The sequence below is a fragment of the Emticicia sp. 17c genome, from assembly GCF_037153985.1.
GTDB lineage: Bacteria > Bacteroidota > Bacteroidia > Cytophagales > Spirosomataceae > Emticicia.
The window spans coordinates 179,971-198,608 of sequence record NZ_JBBAYI010000007.1; the positions used below are offsets into that span (position 1 = coordinate 179,971).

Genomic DNA, 18,638 nt, shown 5'->3' on the forward strand with positions numbered 1-18,638 from the left:
TCTCAATCAATGAATAAAGCAAAAGTAAACGAGGCAGAACTTAAAGAAAGAGTTGTAGCCATTAACCGTGTAGCCAAAGTGGTGAAAGGTGGTCGTCGTTTTAGTTTCTCGGCAATCGTTGTCTTAGGCGACGGTAAAGGTGTGGTAGGCCAAGGTTTAGGTAAAGCAAATGAGGTAACTGACGCTATTGCAAAAGCTATCGAAGATGCTAAGAAAAACCTTGTATCTGTACCTGTAATTAACGATACTGTACCTCACGAAATTCACGGTAAATTCTCAGGTGGTTTTGTATTTGTTAAACCTGCAGCTCCTGGTACTGGTATTATTGCCGGTGGTGCGATGCGTGCCGTATTAGAGGCAGCCGGTATCCATAACGTCTTGGCGAAATCGAAAGGTTCGTCAAACCCACATAACGTGGTAAAAGCTACAATCGATGCGCTTAGCCAAATGCGTGCGCCTCATGCAGTAGCGTTCCAACGTAGTGTTAAAATGACTAAAGTATTCAACGGATAATAGCGTCAAGCTTTTAGCCGTAAGCCAGAAGCCCAAATGCTTATGCTTGCAGCTTGAAGCCAATGGCTCGCAGCAAATAAAAAAATGGCAAAGGTAAAAATTACTCAGGTAAGAAGTACAATTGGCCGACCAGAAGTACAAAAGCGCATCATCGCTGCTCTAGGTCTTGGCAAACTTAATCGTACTGTAGAAAAAGAAAATAACCCAGCTATGCAAGGCATGATTAACAAGGTAAAACACTTGTTAGTGATTGAAGAAGCATAATTATTTCTCCCCGCGTAAGGGGTTGGGGTAGGCAAAGCCGAGTGATTCCGAAAGTCGGAATTGCGTATGTTTAACCGATTAAAATAATCGAAATTACAATGAAATTAAGTGCATTAAGACCTGCAAAAGGTTCAGTTAAAGCAAATGATAGAGTAGGCCGTGGGCATGGTTCTGGTGGTGGTGGTACCGCAAAACGTGGTCATAAAGGTGCAAAATCTCGTGCTGGTTATAGCCAAAAACGTGGTTTTGAAGGTGGTCAGATGCCATTACAACGTCGTGTACCTAAGTTTGGTTTCAAAAATATTAACAGAGTAGAGTTCAAAGCCATCAATCTTGATACTATTCAGGCATTGTTTGATAAAACAGGTGTGAAAAATATTGATTTAGGCTTCTTATATAACAATGGTTTGACTTCGAAATCAGACCTTGTGAAAATCTTAGGACGTGGCGAGCTAACTGCAGCCATTGAGTTAAAAGCTAACGCTTTCTCAGCATCGGCTATTGCCGCTATTGAAAAAGCAGGTGGCTCGGCAACAGTTGACGCAACATTTGACCCAGCAGCTTCTGCATCTGTAATTGCAGCAACCCCAGCTGTACAAACAGAAGTTGTAGCTGAAGCTAAACCTAAGAAAGCTAAAAAAACAGCTGAAGGAGATGATTTAAAATTAATTGAAGGTATTGGTCCGAAAATAGCAGACTTGCTTATTAAAGATGGAATCGTTACCTTTGCAGATTTAGCAGCAACACCAGCGGAAAAAGTGAAAGAAATCCTGGATGCAGCAGGTTCAAAATTTGCGATGCATGACCCAACTACATGGGCTGAACAAGCTGAATTAGCTCGTGATGGCAAGTGGGACGAGTTAAAAGCATTGCAGGATAAACTTAACGCCGGTAGAGCTGAATAATTTCATCTAAAAGCCTTGTTTTTCCTAACAAAATGAACAAATTTATTACAACACTCAAGAACATTTGGTCAATCGAGGAATTGAGGAAACGTATTCTTCAAACTCTATTGATAATAGTTATTTTCCGTATCGGATCACATGTGGTTTTACCGGGTGTTGATATAGATAAACTGAAAAATTTAACAGCAGGTAACGGCTTGTTAGGGCTGTTAGATACGTTGGTTGGTGGTGCTTTTAACAAAGCCTCAATTATGGCTCTGGGTATTATGCCCTATATCTCAGCATCAATTGCGATTCAGTTATTAACACTAGCTTTACCCTATTTCAGTAAATTACAGAAAGAAGGAGAGTCAGGACGCAGAAAATTAAACCAAATTACACGCTGGCTAACTATTGCAGTTGCAGCCGCACAAGGTTTTACCTATGTTCAGACTACCATTCCTACTGATGCAATCATGGTGAGCCAAGGTCTGTTCTATTTTAGTTCTGTATTATTAATTGTTGCCGGAACTATTATGTGTATGTGGCTTGGTGAGCGTATGACTGAAAAAGGAATCGGAAACGGAATTTCAATGATGATTATGATTGGAATTGTGTCAAGGCTTCCAGGTGCTATTATCGGAGAGGCTAAAACAAGAGCAGGAAGTGGCCAGATTTTATTCTTTATTATTGAAATCGTAGGTTTGTTCTTGGTAGTACTTTTTGCAGTAGCCATTACACAAGCTACACGCCGGATTCCAGTACAATATGCCAAACAAATTGTAGGAAATAAAGTAGTGTCAGGTCAACGTCAATATTTGCCTCTAAAGCTGAATATTGCAGGGGTTATGCCAATCATTTTCGGACAAGCATTGATGTTTATTCCGGGGTTGGTTCTGAACTATCTGGCTGAAAGTACAAAAAGTGATACTTTCCAGAATTGGTCAATTATCATGAATAGCCCAACTTCATGGCAGTATTGTTTAATTTATGCGATATTAATCATAGGCTTCACATTCTTCTATACAGCTATTTCGATTAACCCTAATCAGATTGCTGATGATATGAGACGTGGCGGTGGATTTATTCCAGGAATAAAACCCGGACAACCTACTTCTGATTACATTGCCAATATTTTAGACAGAATTACTTTACCAGGGGGTGTTTTGCTAGCAGTAATTGCAATTCTACCAGCATTGGCAGGTCTATTAGGAATGACACAAAGCTTTGCATCATTCTTTGGTGGTACTTCACTTTTGATTCTGGTAGGTGTGGTACTTGATACCTTGCAGCAAATTGAAAGCTACCTGCTCATGAAACGTTATGAAGGCTTGATGCAATCAGGTCGTATTCAGGGACGTCAGACGGTATCAACAGTATCTATGTAATCAGGAGGTAAAGTTATGAGTAAACGCGATAGAATCATATATCTGAAATCGGAAGAAGAGTTAGAAATTATCCGAAACAACGGACAGATTCTAGGAAAAGCTCATGCAGAAGTAGCCAAGTTAATAGAACCAGGCATTTCGACCAAAGAATTAGATAAAGTAGCGGAAGAATATATTAAAGACCACAAAGCGCACCCATCATTTCTTGGATATGACGTTGGTGGTCTTAAATTCCCAAGTTCGCTTTGTATCTCTGTAAATGACGTAGTTGTGCACGGAATACCAAGCAACCGTGTGTTGAAGGAAGGAGACATAGTTTCGATTGACTGTGGTGTTTATAAAGATGGGTATCATGCCGACAGTGCTTATACTTATCCCGTAGGCCCAATAGCAAAAGAAGTTGCCGATTTACTAAAACGCACGTATGAGTCTCTATATAAAGGCATTGAACAAGCCAAAGCCGGCAATCGGGTAGGAGACATCAGTTTTGCCGTTCAAGAACATGCTGAGAAATTCAGATATGGTGTTGTACGCGAGTTAGTAGGGCATGGGGTAGGTAAATTTCTACACGAAGCTCCAGAAGTTCCTAATTTCGGTAAACGCGGAAATGGGCCAAAGTTACAGGAAGGAATGGTTCTGGCCATTGAACCCATGATTACCTTAGGCCGTAGAAGTGTAGTACAGGAAAATGATAACTGGACAATACGCACCGAAGACCGTAAGCAAGCCGCCCATTTCGAGCATACAATAGTAGTAAGAAAAGGAGCCGGCGAGGCACTCACCACATTTGAGTACATTGAAGCAGTACTGGCAAAGAAAAATTTAACAGTTGCATAGGAGAGTTAGCGCTTAAGAAGTAACGAAACATTTTTTGCGCAATTTAAAATATATGGCAAAACAAGCAAATATCGAAGTTGATGGCATCATAACTGAAGCTCTTTCAAACGCCATGTTTCGTGTGCGTCTGGAGAACAAGCATGAGTTAATTGCTCATATCTCAGGCAAGATGAGAATGAACTACATTCGTATCCTGCCCGGCGATAAAGTAAGGCTCGAGATGTCTCCTTACGATTTAACTAAAGCAAGAATTACATATCGTTATAAATAGTTTTTTGTGCTTCGGCTGAAGCCTCAAAGGGCTAATCTATAATGAAGTGAATTATTTTATAGAAAATTCATGTTTATTTATAACCCCAAAACATGAAAACTTTCGTACACAATTCCCTTGCGGGGTTAGGGGTAATTCATTAGATTATGAAAGTTAAAGCGTCAGTAAAGAAGCGTAGTGCTGAATGTAAAGTTATCCGTCGTAAGGGTAAAATTTACGTTATTAACAAAAAAAATCCGAAGTTTAAACAAAGACAAGGTTAATTATCTATGAGGATTGCAGGTGTTGACATCCCAGACAAAAAAAGAGGCGAAATCGCCCTTACGTACATCTACGGTATTGGTCGTAGCTCATCGCAGAAAATTTTGGAAAAAGCTAACATTAGCTTAGACAAAAAAGCCGGAGAGTGGAACGACGCAGAAGCTAATGCTATTCGTAGTATTATTAGTGAAGAAATGACTGTAGAAGGTCAGTTGCGTTCTGAAGTGCAGCTTGCCATTAAACGTTTAATGGATATTGGTTGCTACCGTGGCGTTCGCCATCGTAAAGGTTTACCACTACGTGGTCAACGTACCAAAAACAATTCACGTACACGCAAAGGTAAGCGTAAGACTGTAGCAAACAAGAAAAAAGCTACTAAGTAATCCCGAACGGGAGTACCCCTGTATCTTTGTTAAGATACTAAACAGGATTTTACAATTGCGGGCGTAAAATCGAACAGAATACAGGTGTTTCTGTATTGCCTATCATTTAACACTGTTTTGTCAAAATGGCACAAGCTAAAAGAAAAGATAAAGCTAAAAAAAGAGTTGTAGTTGTTGAGCCAGTAGGCCAAGTACATATCAAAGCTTCATTTAATAATATCATTATCTCAGTTACCAATAGCCAAGGTCAAGTAATTTCTTGGGGTTCGGCTGGTAAAATGGGATTCAAAGGGTCGAAGAAAAATACCCCTTATGCCGCTCAAATGGCTTCGCAAAACTGTGCGCAAGTTGCTTATGATGCAGGTATGCGTAAGGCTGAAGTATTTGTAAAAGGCCCGGGTGCTGGTCGTGAATCAGCCATTCGTACTATCCAAAGTACAGGTATTGAAGTAACGTCAATCACTGACGTAACTCCTCTTCCTCACAATGGTTGCCGCCCTCCAAAACGCAGAAGAGTATAGTAAAAGCAGAAGAGTGAAAAAAAATTAAAATAATGCCGAAAATTTTTCGTTTATTTAGGCAATAAGTTTTAAGTTTTCATTCTTCTGTTTCTTAATTTAATAATAAAACCAAAGCCTCATTCGTGTAATGAAGGCATCAGAAGTAAAAATAGCTGTGATTAGCTATATGGATTGATAGTTTGGACATTGGGGCTAATCAATCTTTACTTCTATTAACTCAAACAAAAATGGCAAGATACACAGGTCCGAAAGTAAGAATTTCAAGAAAGTTTGGTGAACCAGTAATGGGCCCAAGCAAAGCACTTAGCAAAAAAAATTATGCTCCTGGCCAACACGGTAAAGGACGTAAAGGTAAAAAATCAGAGTACGGTCAACAATTGATCGAAAAACAAAAAGTAAAATATACTTACGGTATATTGGAGCGCCAGTTTGCTCGCTTTTTCCATTTGGCCTCAGTAAAACAAGGCCGTACAGGTGAAAACCTTCTTAAATTATGTGAAGCTCGCCTTGATAACACCGTTTATCGCTTAGGTATTGCTCCAACACGTCGTGCAGCCCGCCAATTGGTTACACATCGTCATATTACTGTTGATGGTGAAGTGTTAAACGTTCCATCATTAGTATTAAAACCGGGCCAGCTAGTAGGTGTTCGTGAAAAATCGAAAGCACTTGTAGCTATTACCGATAGTTTAAAAGCTCGTAATGCAAAACGCTATAACTGGTTAGAGTGGGATAACGCTGAACTAGTTGGTAAATTTATCAACTTCCCTGAGCGTGACCAAATTCCTGAAAACTTCAACGAGCAAGCAATCGTCGAGTTATATAACAAATAATATTTGTCGTATAGTTGTGCCATTGCCGCAATTTGCGGTAGTGGCACAGCTACGTTTTTTTATTGGTAGGTTAGCTAACTACCTTTTTCGTTAACGAAAACAAACACACTGCATACGTATGTCAATATTAGCATTTCAAATGCCTGACAAGGTCGTCATGGAAAAAGCAGACGACTTCCATGGCTTTTTCGAGTTTAAACCACTTGAAAGAGGGTATGGTGTGACCATCGGAAACGCCCTACGCCGTATTTTGTTGTCTTCTCTGGAAGGTTATGCAATCACGGCTGTGAGATTTCCGGGGGTACTACACGAATTTTCGAGCATTGAAGGGGTTGTGGATGATGTGACGGAAATCATCTTGAATCTCAAAATGGTTCGTTTCAAAAAAGTATCTGATTATGTAGATAATAAATTTACCGTCAGAATTAAAAATCAAAGTGTCTTAACTGCGGGTGACCTCGGGAAATTCACACAAAGCTTTCAAATTTTAAATCCTGACTTGGTAATTGCTCGTTTAGACGACCAAAGGGACATCGAAATTGATATTATAGTTGATAAAGGACGTGGCTATGTTTCTGCTGAAGAGCATAAACAAAACGACTTGCCTATTGGTTTTATTTCAGTTGACTCTATCTATACTCCTATTAAAAATGTGAAGTATAGTATCGAAAATACCCGCGTAGAACAACGTACTGACTACGAAAAATTATTGCTTGAAATCAAAACTGATGGGTCAATCCACCCTGAAAGAGCACTGCAAGAAGCTGCTCATATTTTGATTCAACACTTCTTGAAATTCACCGACGAAAACATGGTATTCGATACCAAGAAGGATGACGAAGATAATATTGTTGATGAAGAATTCCTACACATGCGTAAGCTGTTGAAAACTTCACTTCAAGACCTTGACTTGTCAGTTCGTGCGTATAACTGTTTGAAATCGGCGGATATTCGTACACTAGGCGACCTTGCAAGATTAGAAGTAGCAGACATGATGAAATTCCGTAACTTCGGTAAAAAATCATTGACTGAGCTTGAGCAACTAGTAGCCGACAAAGGTTTACACTTTGGCATGGATGTAACAAAGTATAAATTAGACGAAGATTGATACTAATTTCTTTCCCCTCCTTGTATCTCTGATATTCAGGAGGGGAATTTTTTGTATAATCGAAACCGCAGTATTCGAATAAAACAATTATTAATCGTAATAGGTGGAATAACCAAGACTGCGTAGGTTGCTCTGACCGTTACTTACGAAAATTATTACAATGAGACACGGTAACAAAACCAATCACTTAGGTAGAACTCACTCGCACAGAGATGCGTTATTGAAAAATTTGGCGATTTCGTTAATCAAACACAAACGTATTGAAACAACTTTGGCAAAAGCTAAAGAATTGCGTAAATATGTTGAGCCATTAATTACAAAATCAAAAAACGATACTACGCACTCTCGTCGTACAGTTTTTGCTTATTTGCAAGATAAAGAATCAATTAAAACTCTATTCGGAGAAATCGCTGAGAAAGTAGCTAGCCGTAATGGTGGATACACGCGTATCATTAAATTAGGTACTCGTTTTGGTGATAATGCGGAAGTAGCGTTAATTGAATTGGTTGATTACAACGAAGCATTATTGACAGCAGTTGAAGAAAAAACTACGAAAACTCGTCGTAGCCGTCGTGGCGGTAAAAAAGCTGAAGCTACTGCAACAGATGGTGAGTCATCTGCAGAAGTAGTAGAAGCCGCTCCAGTAGCTGAAACAGCAACAGAAGTAGCCGACGCAGCACCTGCTCAGGATGAAACTCCTGCTTCAGAAGAAGACAAAAAAGAAGCATAAGAACTTCTTACGTATACTAAAAGCCTCAGGTAGTTTGCCTGAGGCTTTTTTTATTGTTTTTATTCCAACTTTTTATTCGTATATACAGTCAATACAAGTGTTGTAAGGCAATAATTTTTTTTATCCTGCATTTAAAGTATAGTATATGTTTACAAATAAAAACTTTTACATGAGCAAAATACTCCGATATTGCTTTTTCTCATTCGTGTTTTTTCAAACATGCTGGGCGCAACAAGATATTCAGTTCAGGGTAGATGGTGCTAATTCTGGTTGTTACGTTACAAGCATGGCTATCGACCAAGAATCAAATATCCTCGTAACAGGGTATTATCATAAAGAAAAAACAGCAAGCGACACATTGGGTTTACTGGTAATTAATCAGAAACAATATACTATGTCAGGAGTAAACGGGGCTTTTACTGCTAAAATAAACGAAAGAAAAGAAGTACTGTGGTTAAAAATTAAACCCTTAAATATAAAGAATATTAACACAGAAGCACATGTGGTAATTGATGCTACCAATAACATATATGTGACAGGTCGGTTTCAGAAAAACTCATTAATCAGTAACGATTCACCAACAGGAGAAATGTTTATTACAAAATATGCGCCGGATGGTACTTTACTCTGGGAAAAAACAAGTGAAGGCATTAGCGATAACGGTGAGTTTAAACCTGAAATTGACAAAACAGGTAATTTGTATATTTTAGGGAGGTATCAGGCCGATTTTAAGATAGATAGCAATCCATTACTGACAAATACCAATGGCGAATCATTGTCATATTTATTAAAATTAAGTACTGCGGGTAAGGTAGTCTGGGTAAAAATGTTTCCATCAAATACTAATTTAAATGCAATAAGTGTTAACACTGCCAATGAACTTTTGCTTGCTGGTGAATTTCAGGATAATGTGCAATTCGGTAACGGGGTTGCCTTACAGTCGGCAGGTATGAAAGATATATTTTATGCTAAATATGATTTAAATGGTGAGGTATTGTGGGCAAAAACAATTGGGGGTAGTCAGGACGATGAATGCCATAATATCAGAGTCGATAATGATGGGAATATATTTCTGGCAGGGCTAGCCTCGAATGAAGCGTATTTTGGAAGTTTACAGGTAAAATCAGCTCCTGCCGATAGTCGGAATATTTTTCTTACGAAAGTAAAAAGTACAAACGGGCAGGTAGAATGGGTAAAAAATATGCCTTTTGGCGGGGCGTCAACCGCTACGCCAAAACATCAACTGATGGATGCCCTGCAAGTGAATGCCTCAGGCGATGTATACCTGTATGGCGTTATAAGCGGTTTCCTGAATGTTGATACTGAAACCAAGCTAGTTCCTGAGTTTTTTCCGATTTATTACCTCTTGAAGTATAAAGCTGATGGCAGTTTAAGCTATGCCAGAAAATACTCCGTGTCAGATGGGGGAGGGGTAGCTTATTGGAACGAAATGGTTATTGATACAAAAGGGTTATTACGAATTGTAGGAGGAGCGCAAAACTATACCCGCATTAATGGGTCTCGTAATGACACAGGTTTTATGATTGAAAAAACAGAGATAAATGCGTGTAATAGCCAGCCCCTTCTGATAAAGAAATTTGGTGAAAGCCTGATAATCGACAGAGTAGTTGAAACAGCTTATCAAGGAACCGAAAATATTATTGCTGATAAAGAACTTATTTACCAATGGTATAAAAATGGTGAAAAAATAAGTAAAGCCAATGAAAAACAGTTTGTTCCAAAAGAAGAAGGGTATTATTCGTTACAATTGGTCAGCAATACTACTCAAGGTTGTACAAAAAAATCGAACAGTATAGGCATTTATTCGCCTTCTTCTGGGCCTGCTTTGATACTTGCCGTTAATTATACCACACAAAGGCTTACCACAAAAACAACGATGGCGGGTAGCCAGTTAGAGTGGTATCGAAATGAGCAACAGATAACTAACGATGGCACGAGCATCGCTTACAATCAGGAAGGCGTTTATAAAGTAAAAGAACGGCTAGGCAACATAGTAAAAGAATCAAATGAAATAACAGTCCGAAATGCTGTTGCGGTTGGCATTACACAATTGATTTATAATCAGGACGGTGACCCATGTAAACCAGGGCCTTTACTAAAATGTACCCTCGAACCAAACAAACCGGTATTGTATCAATGGTTTTTAAATGGTGTTCTCGTAAACGATTCCACCAGAAATCATTTCAGCCCAGTTACAACCGGAGAATATCAGGTGAGTGTCTATTTCCCGAACGAAAATCAGGTTTATATTTCGGGTAAATACAAACTTACCCCACAAGACTTCCCAAAATCATTACCTATTGAAAAAACTGAAGATGTATGCAATGGTAAGGCTTTATTAAAAGTAAGTGACGCATTTATGCAAAAATATGAGTTCCAAAGCATTGTATGGCGTCTGGACGGTACAGACATACCCGAAGCAACAGAACCTTATTATGTCGCAACCAAAGGAGGTTATTATACATTCTCGGTGAAATACCTGTTAGAAGATAAAACCACCGTTTGTAATTACAATTCATTTATCGAATATAATAAAAAGCCCGAAGTAAATCTTAATCTGGGATATGCTTATGCAGGTTCTGGTTGTGTAGTCGATTCATTCAAGATATTTGTGGGCTATAATGCAAAGTATACTTACACTTGGATGAGAAACGACACAATTTTAAAAAATGCTAATACCAACGAATTATTCATTAAAGATAAAGGTAAATATAAAGGCTATATTGTGAGAGACGATGGCTGTATTAAGATAACCGACGAGGTTTCGTTAAAAGGCTGCACCCCAGAAAACTCAAACAAATTTTTATTGCTTAATCCACCTGCTATTACGGCCGATAAAAGTATTGTTTATGTCAATGAAAAGAGTCTTATTAAGTCCACAGGCTGCACCGATGTCAATTTTCAATGGCTTAAAGATACCATGCCTATTGCTGGAGCTACACAGGCGAATCTGGAGGTAAGCCAGAGCGGGAGTTATAGCTTGAAAATAGAGAAATTCGGTTGTGAGGCAGTTTCAAATCCGGTAAAAATTATTGTTGAAAACATTTTGTCTTCCGAAGAAAAGCCCCCGTTAAACATCTTGGTATATCCTAATCCTGTCACAGAAGTATTATCGGTTCAATTACCGGTGTCAATACATACAAAAGTGCCTGTTACTTTGAACGATAGCCGAGGTATTATAATCCATACATGGCTGATAGACAAACAGGCAAACCTGACTTTGAAAGATTTACCTGAGGGCGTGTATTTGCTCACTTTTGAAATAGACCAGCAAAGAATCGTGAAAAAAATTATCAAAAAATCTGACTGATAAATGCTAGCATAAGCTAACAAATAAACAACTACCAAGATTTATTTCAGGCTTGTAGAAATAGCAAAATGATATTTCGCTATTTTTACAGGCTTTTTTATGGCTAACCTAAAAGCAATTTATTCTGGTTCGACTATCGGTTTATTTAATTATCTCATCATGAGCGACCTCTCTATTATTATTCTGACTTTCAATGAATCTGTACATATTAAAAGGCTTTTATCAAAAATTTCAGGTCTGGGAGTTCCGGTTTTTATAGTGGACTCGGGTAGTACGGATGATACCGTGCAGATTGCAGAAGCGCATGGAGCTATTGTAAAAACCAATCCTTTCGAAAATCACCCGAAACAATGGGACTTTGCCTTAAAGAACTGCCCTATTACTACGCCGTGGATAGTAGGTTTAGATGCCGACCAGTACCCTTCAGACGAACTTTATCAGAAGCTCAAATCTTTTTCAGATGCCACAATTCCGGCAGATGTAAACGGAATATATTTTAACAGGCATAATTATTTTCAGGGAGAAAGATTAAAATTCGGAGGATATAGAAATTTCTATATGTTGAAAATGTTCCGTAGAACAGAAGGGTGGTCAGACCTGAACGAAAACATGGACCATCGGTTCATAGTGAACGGAAAAACTATTCTCTGGAAAGAGGTCCTGATTGAAGACAACCTAAAAGAACATGACATTGATTTCTGGTTACACAAGCAAATCAGATATAGTAACTTAACGGCACAGGAAGAATTCCAGCGGAAAAGGGGCTTGCGTGGGCAAACCCTCAAACCCAATTTGCTTGGAAACCCCGACGAACGAAAAGCATTTTTAAAAAAAATCTGGTGGAATCTGCCTTTATATATTCGCCCGATGATTTATTTCTTCTATCGCTTTATTATCCGTCTGGGTTTTTTAGATACCGCCTCAGGCAGAACTTTCCATTTCCTGCAAGGTTTCTGGTTCCGGTTTCTGGTCGATTTCAAAATCAAAGAGTTAGAGAAAAAAGAAAAACTCAAACAAAATCAATCCTGAGTATCAGCTAAAATATTGTTTGCCTCTATTTCTCCTGAGCCTATCATGGTCAGGAAACGAACAAAGTAAACGCACAGAGCAAGATAAACGAGTTGCAGGGTGTATTCAACCCAATGTAAGGGTGTTAAAGTACTGAACGAATCGTAGTATTCTCCTCCAAGCGTGTACCACAACGAAGGCTGCACCGCACCGATAATATTCAGCAGAAGCATGAGTACCCACTCACGGGTTTTGAAATGCTCTCCAAAAAAGAAAATTACAGGCAGCAGAATTGTATATAAATAATTAGGAAGTGAATTTTTATGTACAATAATAGTAATCATGTTGGTAAGAATAAAAGAAAAAAGAAGCAGGTTAGTTTCATTACCAGACTTCAGTTTTCTTAAATAATAACCCGCACCTAGTAGAATTATCAACAAACCGCCCCAGTTTAGTAGCTTGCTTTGCGGGTTTATTCCGCCAATGACCGGGCTGATAACACTCACCAGATTTGGCGCAAAAGGTAAGTCGCCTAATTGCAAAGGAGCCAGAATTTTATCACCAACCAGATAAAGCATACAGGCTAATGAAGGAACTCCTATGATGAGCAATCCGGCCAGAATTTTGATTCTGGCTTTTGAAAAAATTAATAATAAAGCTATGGGTATAATAAGCAGTATTTTAGTGCATAAAATCCCAACAGCTAAAACCAGCCCTATATATAACGGATTCTTGGATTTCTGATAGACACTAATAGCTAAAGCAATAAATAGCCATAAAAAGATATCTTCCTGCCCGCCAAAAATGAGGAAAATAAACGGAGCCGAAAGTGTGAGGTACAATACGAGATAGAAAACTGACTTTCCTTGCTTGTTTCCGAGACTTCGGGTAATAAAAATGGCAATTAGCTCATAAACCATCATCAGAAAGATAATAGACTTCGGCGAGTCAATAATAGCGAGTGTTAAGGCATTAAAGTAAGGAAACAGCGGTGAGTAAGGCTGCCAGAAATCTCGATACACAACAAAGCCTTCGAGGGCAAGCTTGGCTGTATTATAGAAAAAGATAACATCCGACTTTACCGCTAGATGAAGCCCTACATACACAACAAAAAAGGGAATGAGCCTTAAACCAGCCCACGCCACCCACAAAGTTGCAGAACTGTTTTTGGCGAAGAAATGGCTTAATTTTTCTTTTCTAAAAAGCAGAACAAAAGTAATAACACTTAGAAAAATGGAAATGACTAGTTTCCCTAAAACTACCGACATTGATTAAAAATTTAATATATTTGATTTTCGAGAGTAAGGCCCAAAAAAATAAATGTATAGAAAAGAACCTGAATACTACAACGAGGAAATATCAGGCAAAGGTACAATCGAAATATTAAATTTGCCAGTAGTTAGCCAGCCAACTTCACAGGAAATTGCCTGCCAGAAAATCTTAATAAATAATTATTAAAAAAAATATATTCATTACAACCTTTCGGGTCGGGAATCAGTCAAGTACATAATTAACCAGAAAGATGCTTCGGAAATTATTTATATTCATTGTATTAAGCATGGTTTTATCCTGTGATATAGCCAAGGAAGATGCGCTGGCTCCCAGCACTGGAGACGAAAACCCAGCTAATACTTTTTATACCTTGCAGGAAAACAACCTAACAATTGACCCTACGGCTTTTGTAGGTTTAAGAAATGCAACTGCCCTGAGCATTAGCCAGATGCCACTGCATGGCGAAGCTAGATTTATTGAAAATGGTTTTATTTTTTATAGGTCTACCGATAAAAACGCCCTGACAGATGCTTTTGCAATTGAAGGTAAAACCACAACAGGCACAAGTGTTAAAGAGGAGGTAAAAATAAGTTTTGTGACGAATCCGGCTGATTTACCCTGTTACTCAGGTACACTTGGCGATAATTCCAAAACCGAACCCGAAAAAAGTATCGAACTAAATGTGTTAATTAATGACCGTACTTGTAGTAAAATAGATAATAATTCGTTAAAAATAGAAATAGCTCCCAAACATGGAAAAGCCGAGGTAATAAACCAGAAAATTGTTTATACTCCTGAAAAAGACTATGTAGGCGATGACCTCTTTTTTTACAGAGTAAATATTAATACCAAGAGGAATCCGGTAGCACCCGTTGAACTGAAAATAGCGGAGTCGGCAGAATGTGTAAATGGTATTACTGATGATATTATTAATATTATTAGCTATGTGCCTGATTCGGAGCTAATGCTTGATGTATTGCAGAACGATAAAGTTTGTGCTTTATACAAAGATGCTGAACTAAGAATTATAAGTAATCCAATTGTAGGAACCTTACGGATTGATAAAACAACTGGAAGCAGACCAGTAATTATGTATAAATTACCAACGTTAATGAAAGGGCAACAGACTTTTCAGTATGGTTTGTTTCGCTCAGATAAACTTTACATAAAAGCTCAGGTAACTATAAATTTCAACTAACATCGTAAGCCACTTTTGTCAGGAAAACAAGTTTAACAAGTGTTAGCATATCATTGGGCTTGAATCAAGTACAAATATGTTTAACTATTCACTAAATCTATTTTTCATTATTAGCTTAGACCTATACCGACTTTTGTGGAGTCAAAAAGTGACCGAGAATTACTAGAGGGGTGCCTTAGAAAAGATTCTAAAGCACAAGCGGCTCTTTACCATCAGTATAAGGGTCGCTTTTTTGGCATTTGTCGGAGGTATGCACAAAGCAGAGAAGATGCTGAGGATATTTTTCAGGATGCTTTTGTGAAAATATTTCTGAATCTGAATGAATTACGTAGTGCCGAGCAGTTAAGTGCCTGGATTCGTCGGGTAGTGGTAAATGTTTGTATAGATTATTATCATAAGAAAGTCAATTTTGTAGATGTAAGCGAAGCCCCCGAAATTACTTCAAACGACTGGCAGAGTGATTCTGTCATTGCACAGCTAAGCAATCAGGAATTACTCCAGTTAGTAAATGAATTACCCGATGGGGCCAGAATGGTATTTAACCTCTATGTGATAGATGGATACACACATCAGGAGATAGCCGAAATGCTGAAAATATCAGAGGGAACTTCAAAGTCACAACTATTCTTTGCCAAGAAAGTACTTAAAAAAAAATTACAACTCATTGGGATAACCATTGATTAGCTATAAAAAAATGGAAAATTTTGATGAAAATATAGAGAACGAATATCGGAAGCGTTTTCAGGATTTTGAGGAAATACCTGATGATTTGCTATGGAAAAATATACAGGCACGTATTAGTCCTGAGAAGCAACGCCCCATTATTATCTGGTGGAATACCATGCGTAAACCCGCTGGAATAGCGGCAGGTATCTTGCTAGGGCTGCTGGTAGGGGCTTATGTTTTCGTGTCGAACCTTGATAGTAAAAATGATACCCTTACGCATAATGTGGGTGGCCAAGTTACTGCTTCATCCAGTAACAATAGCACAAACGTAAAAGAGCATTCAAAAGAAGTAGGCATAGCAAATGGAAAAACGAAAACCCCTGATAATACTTCGGCACAAGGGCAAGGGGATGAGCCAAAAAATGTACCTGATGCACACTCTTCCAGCAATAAAGCCCTACATTTTAATGATACGAAAACCCCAAAAGGCATTGCCGATGACTTAGTATCTGATAAACTTAAACCAGAAAAAACATCTATAAATATTGTAGCAGTAACTCCTGCGGCATCAGGTAGCCAGCAGCAGGCATCTGATTCTGGTATTGCAAATAATGCAGCAAAGCAAGAAAATAGTAAACAAATCCCTGAACTCCCAACAGCTAATGCCGAACAGTTGGCTATTAACACCATTGAGGCAGATAATATCAATAATATAAAGGGACTTAGTCAGGAAAACACATCGGTAATCTTAAAAAAAGATACCTTAGGGCAGAATATAGCTTTTTTAAAAATTAAAGAGATAGGATTGCCAATTAATGAAAAAACGTTGGAAGCCCCAACGCTTGCCCTAACAGAAGAGCCACAAGTACCAGAAAGAGAAAAACTTGTATTTATTCCACCTACCGAAATATTTGTAAATGTTACCTCAACCCTGAGTTATTATATGTTTTCGCCTAATAAGGGCGATGCGGTGCTAGTGAATAATTTTAGTGGGGCATCTCAGCGTTTGGGCTTTGCAGGGCAATTGGGTTTTGTATATCCGCTTGGTAAAAAACTAGATTTACGAACAGGATTCAGCTATTTTACAGGTAAATCCCGAATCAGCTATGGGGTAATAGATGAACAGCAAAAGAGCGTTACACTCATAAATAGTAATTCTATACAAGTTACACCAAACGAACAAAAACAAACTGAGAATCAGAACTGGCAATATATCGAACTCCAAAGTGATGTACTTTATAAAACATACGCCATGCAGGCAATATCATTAGGCATGAAAGCTGGTTTTCAGATGTCGGATGTAAAAACGCCCCTTTTACAGGCTCGTCTAGGGTACCGACTCAGCAAAGCCATTGCCAATCATTGGGCTTTATGGCTAGAACCCACTGTATCGGTATCTTTATCATCACACCATTCTCTGGGCGATTTATTTATGTATCGTACCACAGGTTTTGGTTTAAATATGGGGGTTAGCTTGTTAAGATAACCTTTCAAGCGTAGCATACTTGCTCGTTGATATGCCGTGGGTTATTGTTAATATAACAGCAATCATTTAAAGTAAAATTCAATATTAAAATAAGAGACTGCCCGAAAAGAACAGTCTCTTATTTATTTTACTCTTCTTCTTCCTCTCCTTCGGCGTCGTCTCCTCCCTCTTCGGCTTCCTCCTCACCCTCTTCTTCGCCTTCTTCTTCCCCTTCTTCTTCATATTCTTCTTCACCTTCTTCTTCGTACTCTTCCTCTTCTTCTTCACCGCCTTCTTCCTCCTCCTCTTCGTATTCTTCCTCTTCTTCTTCACCGCCTTCTTCCTCCTCCTCTTCGTATTCTTCCTCCTCTTCTTCATATTCTTCCTCCTCCTCTTCGTATTCTTCCTCTTCTTCTTCGTATTCTTCCTCCTCCTCTTCGTATTCTTCCTCCTCCTCTTCGTATTCTTCCTCTTCTTCTTCGCCGCCTTCTTCCTCGTCATAAAGGCCAGCATCTTCATATTCTAGCTCTTCATATTCTTCGGGGCCTTCTTCTTCATACTCAACCATTTCAATAGAGTCAAATACGTCAAAGTCTTCATAATCGTCTTCGGTATATACTACAAATTTGTTGCGGTCATAACCTTTGCCATTATCTATCACCGAACGCTTATCGTCTTTCCATGTATCTTCAAAATCAGGAATAGGGGCAGTTCTGGCAATCATCCAACTATCACCCATATTTAGTTTAGAATTAATTACATATTCATAGGGCATATAGCAATATCCTTTGTCGCCCCATTGTTCACCCCACGAATTACGCACAATAAACATCTGGTCAACTTCTGAGTAACCTACGCATAGCATAGCATGTAAGCCGTGCGACTGACGCGAAGCTTCGTCTGGTGAGGGCATTGGGACAATACCTTTATTTTGCGAACAAGAATCGAAACCTTTGAAAAGAGCAATACCAAAAATAATCGGGTAGCCTTCTGCAAGGCATTGTTTCCAAGCATTTAAATCAGTCGGAACCGATTTTGACTCCTGAACTTTGAAGTTGGCCGCTTCTTCATAATTGGCCGTATTAGGTTTCTCATTTACTTTCTTAGTATCGTAAGGCCAGCTTTCTTCGGTACAAGCACCTAGTTTATGTAAACTTTCGATAGCATACTGAATATAACTGCCGTTGTCTTTTATCTGGCTACTGGCTCTTAGCCTTGCATTATAATAAACAAATAGTCGGCTTACTTCAAAAGCTCTGTTTTTCAAGTGTTTTTTTGCCAGATATTCATAGGCTCCGGCAGTAGCATTGGCAGTACAACTACTTAATGTTTTTTGATTTTCAACCTTTGTCATGTACGGACGAAGGTCAACTTTTTCAGGTAGGTCATTTTTTTTCAGTTTTGACGAGGGCTTATAGTTTTCGGCATTAGGGCTTGCAGCCATATAGGAATACCCTTTCATGACACTAACAGTGCCATCTTTTTCTTTAAATTCCATACTCATAGATGTTTAGGTGTAATTTTAATCAACGCTTTTGAAAAATTTCGGGAAGATATGGAGAATAATCTAGGTGTAAAAATGTTTTTAAGCAGGACTATAAATTTTAATTTCTGACAAGAAATTTTTATCTGTTACAGCCACAAAGCTGTTATACAGTAACAGGTTAAGCGAAGCCATTACCAGCACTTGGGTACAACCTTATGG

General features: G+C 38.6%; 19 protein-coding genes and 1 pseudogene. 18 read left to right on the plus strand and 2 right to left on the minus strand.

Features of this window, described 5'->3' with window-relative positions:
- The first annotated feature begins 9 nt into the window (after positions 1–9).
- The 14 genes and pseudogenes from rpsE to WAA15_RS14970 all read left to right on the plus strand — a co-directional run bounded on the left by rpsE (position 10) and on the right by WAA15_RS14970 (position 12,353).
- On the plus strand, positions 10–513 hold the full coding sequence (gene rpsE / locus WAA15_RS14905) for a 30S ribosomal protein S5 (RefSeq protein WP_101727426.1): 504 nt from the start codon (positions 10–12) through the stop codon (positions 511–513).
- Between the two features lie 84 nt (positions 514–597).
- On the plus strand, positions 598–777 hold the full coding sequence (rpmD, locus tag WAA15_RS14910) for a 50S ribosomal protein L30 (protein ID WP_337043588.1): 180 nt from the start codon (positions 598–600) through the stop codon (positions 775–777).
- Positions 778–875: 98 nt separating this feature from the next.
- A pseudogene (rplO, locus tag WAA15_RS14915) lies at positions 876–1,313 on the plus strand (50S ribosomal protein L15); the annotation flags it as partial.
- Between the two features lie 401 nt (positions 1,314–1,714).
- Entirely contained in the window at positions 1,715–3,049 is a 1,335-nt protein-coding gene (gene secY, locus WAA15_RS14920; RefSeq protein ID WP_337043589.1) for a preprotein translocase subunit SecY, read from the plus strand.
- A gap of 15 nt (positions 3,050–3,064) precedes the next feature.
- Positions 3,065–3,886: a type I methionyl aminopeptidase gene (map, locus tag WAA15_RS14925; protein WP_337043590.1), complete on the plus strand. Its 822-nt coding sequence runs from the start codon at positions 3,065–3,067 to the stop codon at positions 3,884–3,886.
- Positions 3,887–3,938: 52 nt separating this feature from the next.
- Positions 3,939–4,157: a translation initiation factor IF-1 gene (infA, locus tag WAA15_RS14930; RefSeq protein ID WP_181841307.1), complete on the plus strand. Its 219-nt coding sequence runs from the start codon at positions 3,939–3,941 to the stop codon at positions 4,155–4,157.
- A gap of 146 nt (positions 4,158–4,303) precedes the next feature.
- The gene (rpmJ, locus tag WAA15_RS14935; protein ID WP_015027349.1) at positions 4,304–4,420 is read left to right on the plus strand and encodes a 50S ribosomal protein L36; all 117 of its coding nucleotides are present in this window, start codon (positions 4,304–4,306) and stop codon (positions 4,418–4,420) included.
- Positions 4,421–4,426: 6 nt separating this feature from the next.
- Positions 4,427–4,801, plus strand: a complete 375-nt coding sequence (rpsM, locus tag WAA15_RS14940) for a 30S ribosomal protein S13 (RefSeq protein WP_337043591.1) — start codon at positions 4,427–4,429, stop codon at positions 4,799–4,801.
- Positions 4,802–4,926: 125 nt separating this feature from the next.
- A complete protein-coding gene (gene rpsK / locus WAA15_RS14945; protein ID WP_337043592.1) occupies positions 4,927–5,322 on the plus strand; it encodes a 30S ribosomal protein S11 in 396 nt (131 codons plus the stop codon).
- 227 nt (positions 5,323–5,549) lie between these two features.
- Positions 5,550–6,155: a 30S ribosomal protein S4 gene (rpsD, locus tag WAA15_RS14950; RefSeq protein ID WP_337043593.1), complete on the plus strand. Its 606-nt coding sequence runs from the start codon at positions 5,550–5,552 to the stop codon at positions 6,153–6,155.
- A 118-nt stretch (positions 6,156–6,273) separates the two neighbouring features.
- Positions 6,274–7,263 (plus strand): DNA-directed RNA polymerase subunit alpha, encoded by a 990-nt coding sequence (locus WAA15_RS14955; protein WP_337043594.1) that lies wholly within the window; start codon positions 6,274–6,276, stop codon positions 7,261–7,263.
- A 160-nt stretch (positions 7,264–7,423) separates the two neighbouring features.
- Entirely contained in the window at positions 7,424–7,993 is a 570-nt protein-coding gene (rplQ, locus tag WAA15_RS14960; protein WP_337043595.1) for a 50S ribosomal protein L17, read from the plus strand.
- 169 nt (positions 7,994–8,162) lie between these two features.
- Positions 8,163–11,324, plus strand: a complete 3,162-nt coding sequence (locus WAA15_RS14965) for a T9SS type A sorting domain-containing protein (protein ID WP_337043596.1) — start codon at positions 8,163–8,165, stop codon at positions 11,322–11,324.
- 99 nt (positions 11,325–11,423) lie between these two features.
- On the plus strand, positions 11,424–12,353 hold the full coding sequence (locus tag WAA15_RS14970) for a glycosyltransferase family 2 protein (RefSeq protein ID WP_337043597.1): 930 nt from the start codon (positions 11,424–11,426) through the stop codon (positions 12,351–12,353).
- Here WAA15_RS14970 and WAA15_RS14975 read toward each other — a convergent pair.
- Complete coding sequence (locus WAA15_RS14975) at positions 12,344–13,600, minus strand: hypothetical protein (protein ID WP_337043598.1); 1,257 nt, start codon at positions 13,598–13,600, stop codon at positions 12,344–12,346. The two genes, WAA15_RS14970 and WAA15_RS14975, sit on opposite strands and share 10 nt — an antisense overlap.
- A gap of 52 nt (positions 13,601–13,652) precedes the next feature.
- Between WAA15_RS14975 and WAA15_RS14980 the strand changes: the two genes are divergently transcribed.
- The 4 genes from WAA15_RS14980 to WAA15_RS14995 all read left to right on the plus strand — a co-directional run bounded on the left by WAA15_RS14980 (position 13,653) and on the right by WAA15_RS14995 (position 16,954).
- Complete coding sequence (locus tag WAA15_RS14980; protein ID WP_337043599.1) at positions 13,653–13,790, plus strand: hypothetical protein; 138 nt, start codon at positions 13,653–13,655, stop codon at positions 13,788–13,790.
- 64 nt (positions 13,791–13,854) lie between these two features.
- Positions 13,855–14,802, plus strand: a complete 948-nt coding sequence (locus tag WAA15_RS14985) for an Ig-like domain-containing protein (protein ID WP_337043600.1) — start codon at positions 13,855–13,857, stop codon at positions 14,800–14,802.
- A 135-nt stretch (positions 14,803–14,937) separates the two neighbouring features.
- Complete coding sequence (locus WAA15_RS14990) at positions 14,938–15,486, plus strand: RNA polymerase sigma factor (RefSeq protein WP_337043601.1); 549 nt, start codon at positions 14,938–14,940, stop codon at positions 15,484–15,486.
- A 10-nt stretch (positions 15,487–15,496) separates the two neighbouring features.
- A complete protein-coding gene (locus tag WAA15_RS14995) occupies positions 15,497–16,954 on the plus strand; it encodes a hypothetical protein (RefSeq protein WP_337043602.1) in 1,458 nt (485 codons plus the stop codon).
- Between the two features lie 127 nt (positions 16,955–17,081).
- Here WAA15_RS14995 and WAA15_RS15000 read toward each other — a convergent pair whose 3' ends face one another.
- Positions 17,082–18,431, minus strand: a complete 1,350-nt coding sequence (locus WAA15_RS15000; RefSeq protein ID WP_337043603.1) for a C1 family peptidase — start codon at positions 18,429–18,431, stop codon at positions 17,082–17,084.
- Positions 18,432–18,638: the final 207 nt, after the last annotated feature.